General features: G+C 74.3%; 2 protein-coding genes. Both read left to right on the top strand.

The window, feature by feature from the left end; genetic code table 11:
• Positions 1–202: 202 nt before the first annotated feature.
• Positions 203–1,453: an MFS transporter gene (locus tag N4P33_RS34400; RefSeq protein WP_260830843.1), complete on the top strand. Its 1,251-nt coding sequence runs from the start codon at positions 203–205 to the stop codon at positions 1,451–1,453.
• A gap of 233 nt (positions 1,454–1,686) precedes the next feature.
• Positions 1,687–2,785: GAF domain-containing protein (locus N4P33_RS34395; protein WP_260830842.1), on the top strand; the 1,099-nt coding region annotated here is incomplete at its 3' end.

The raw sequence follows: 2,785 nt of genomic DNA, 5'->3' as shown, positions 1-2,785 counted from the left end.
GTGTCCGGCCTGTCCGGCCCGGCTCGCTTCCGCTCCCCGGTCGGGGTGGGGTGCGCGGCCGGCACCCGGTCCGCCCGGCCCCGCTCGCCTTCCGTCCCGATCCCCGGTCTCCCTGGCCCGGCCGGCGCCTTCTCCTCCGAAGGGCTGCACGCCGGGCCGGGCCAGGGTGGTCCAGCGATGACCGACCGCTCAGGGAGCACAGATGAGCAACTCACTCGCCGAGTCCGGCGCCCAGGGTCCCGCCGCGCCGGGCAGGAAACCTCAGGAGACCGATGCCCGCGGCCCGTTCCACGGAGCCGCGGCCCTCTGGCTGGCCCTCATGGCCAGCCCGCTGTCCTTCGGCATCGCGGGCCCCGCCCTGGTCCTGGACGACGCCGCGCGCGACCTCGGCGTCTCGACCGGCGCCGCCACCTGGACGGTGACCGCGTTCGGCTGGGGCATAGCGGTCGGCACGCCCCTGCTGGCCGGGCTGCTGGACCGCCGGGGGGCGCGCGCCGCGCTCACCGTGTGCGGTCTGCTCGTCCTGCTGGGGGCGGGCCTGGTGGCCGGGATACCCGTCCTGCCGGTCCTCGTCCTCGGCACCGCCCTGATGGGCCTCGGCACGGCCGGGCTCACGGCGACGGCCATGAGCCTCGCCGGCTCGCCCCGCGCCATGGGACTGGTCACCGCCTCGCTCGCCGTGGTGGGTTCGACGGCCCCGCTGGCCGGTTCCCTCGTCAACGACGTGCTGTCCTGGCAGGCCACCCTCGCGCTGCCGGTGCTGAGCGCGGTGGCCGTGCCCTTCGCCGTGGCCCGGTGCGCGCACGCCGCCCCGGTCACCCGGGAGCCGTTCGACCCGATGGGCGCGGTACTGCTGACCGCGCTGGTCACCGCCCTGGTGTTCGTGCCGCACCAGCCGCTGCCGGCCGGTGTGTGCTCCGTCGTCGCCGCCGGACTGCTGGCGGCTCACGTGCGGGCCCGGCCGCGGGGCTTCGTGCCCGCAGTCCTGGTGCGCAACCCGGGCTTCCTGGTCTCCGCCGGTCTCGCCCTGTGCCTGGCGGTCGTCAACTTCGGCATGATGTACGCGATTCCGGAGCGGCTGAAGGATCACACGTCGTGGTCCACCAGCGAGATCGGTGTCGCGATGGTGTGGCCGCTGCTGCTCGGCGGTGCGCTGTCCTGGTTCGTCGTGGCGCTGTCGGCGCGGACGGGACGCCGGGTGGTGATCATCGCGCTGGCCGGTCTGGCCGTAGTGGGAGCGCTGCTGGCGGTCGTCGCCACCTCTCCCATGGTCCTGCTGGGCGCTCAGGCGCTGACGTCGATCGCGGCCGCCTCCGGCCAGGGCGCGTTCGCCGTGCACGCCACCTCGGCCGTCCCCGACGACCAACGTCCCCCGGCCATCGGCATGTTCAACCTGTCCTATCTCCTGGGCGCGGCGTTCGGCCCCGCCATCGTCTCGCTCCTGTCGCTCTGAGGCACCGGACGCCCGCGTCCGCCCCCGGTCAGGGTGCGCCGTCACACCGTGCGGGTGTGACGGCGCACACCACTTGCCGGGGCATCTCCGCATGCGTCAACTGGCATAATCAACAAGGGGGTTCGAGAATCCGCCTCCCGGTGACCATGTGGGGGAGAGGGTGTGTCTCCCGTGCGGCTCGGCCGTCGTGCACGTCACTGCCGGCGGTTGGGAAAGAGACACCGGAGGGCCTCGTGCCGCAGAAGAAGGACGCATCCATGGCGGCCGTACTGGCCCTGGTGGACCTCCTGGCCGCCGAGGGACCGGCGAACCGCTTCGAAGCGGTGGTCGAGGAGGCCCGCAGACAGGGAGTGGGCGGCGCCGACCTGCGCAGGGTGGAGCGGACCAAGCGGCTGGCCCTGGACATCCAGGCCAGGCTGGAGCGCCGTCAGCAGTGGAGCGCCGCCCTCACCACGCTCGTCGACACCGCCTCCGACCTGGCGAGTCCGCACACCGTCGAGGACACCCTCAAGATCATCACGCGCCGGGCGCGACTGCTGCTCGGCGCCGACATCTCCTGGGTCACCCTGCCCGCCCCCGAGGACGACGGCGCGCTCGGGCTGCACGCGCTCGACGGCCACGTCACGATGATGAACGCGCGGCTGCGATTACCCAGGGGAGCCGGACTCGCGGCCGCCGTCCTGGCCCATCGTGCGCCGCTGTGGACCTCCGACTACCTGACGGACGACAGCTTTAGGCACGCCGGCGAACTCGATCGGTGGATCAGCGCCGAAGGGCTGCACGCCGTCCTCGCCGTGCCGCTGAACCGGGCCGCCGCCACCGCGGGGTCCCTGCACGTGGCGGACCGCAGCGTGCGCCACTTCTCCGCCGACGAGATAGCGCTGGTGAACATGCTCGCCGAGTTCGGCGGCGTGGCGCTGGAGCGGGCCGTGTACCTGGACGAGACCGTCGCGGAGATGGCCGCGCTGCGGGAGCGGGTGCGGCTCGCGGAGGCCGGACAGGCCGGCGCGCGCGGGCTGGCCGACGCGCAGGGCGCGCTGCTCGACCTGGTCCTCGGCGGCTGTGAGCCGCAGCTGCTGGTGGAGGAGTGCCGGCTCCGGCTCGGCGCCCCGGTCCTGCTGAGCGGACCGCACGGCACGGTGATCGCCGCCTCCGGCGACCTGCCCGGACACGCCCGGCAGGGCCTCGCGGGCGCCGCGCGGGACGCCGGGACCCCGCTGGACCCGTCCCCCGCCCTGCTGGACGACGGCATCTGGTGTCTGCCGGTCCTGGCGGGCAGCCACCACCTCGGCGCCCTGTACGTCCAGGCCGGTCCCGTCCTCTCCGCCGACA

Source organism: Streptomyces sp. 15-116A, from assembly GCF_025290915.1.
In the GTDB taxonomy this organism is placed as follows: domain Bacteria; phylum Actinomycetota; class Actinomycetes; order Streptomycetales; family Streptomycetaceae; genus Streptomyces.
The sequence above is the reverse complement of the archived record's forward strand: the minus strand, read 5'-3'. Positions and strand labels throughout refer to the sequence as shown.

Bases quoted from the DNA above. Each gene is read 5' to 3' on its own strand.
- N4P33_RS34400 (WP_260830843.1), top strand. From the start codon at position 203: ATGAGCAACTCACTCGCCGAGTCCGGCGCCCAGGGTCCCGCCGCGCCG.